We start from the raw sequence: 313 nt of genomic DNA on the forward strand, positions 1-313 counted from the left end.
TCCGAGTACGGTTCAAATCCAAAATTGCTGAACCCTGACGTGCCACCTTTATAAAGATAGATTTTTCCGTTTTGTCTGCGCCAGCATGCCCATTTTGATTTGCTGGGCCTTTTCGTACTCCGCCCGGGCCGCAGTGCTCTGCGGGCTGGCGGGCAGAGGGTCGGGCTCCCAGCCATAGACATCCTGCACCAGCGGGGCAATGTCATCGGGCAGGGTGATGGCGGCAGGCAGGATCTTGCGGGTGCGCCAGAGCAGCCATTCCCCGTAAACCGCCTTGCTGCCCTCGTAGAAGTCCTCCGTCCCAGTGTCCAGC

At 59.4% G+C, this 313-nt stretch carries 1 protein-coding gene; it reads right to left on the reverse strand.

The window, feature by feature from the left end; all coding sequences use genetic code 11:
- Positions 1 to 48: 48 nt before the first annotated feature.
- On the reverse strand, positions 49 to 313 hold a 265-nt coding region (locus P0G09_RS17445; protein WP_275253306.1), incomplete at its 5' end, for a hypothetical protein.

It is taken from the genome of Faecalibacterium sp. DFI.5.82 (genome assembly GCF_029076575.1).
GTDB lineage: Bacteria > Bacillota > Clostridia > Oscillospirales > Ruminococcaceae > Faecalibacterium > Faecalibacterium duncaniae.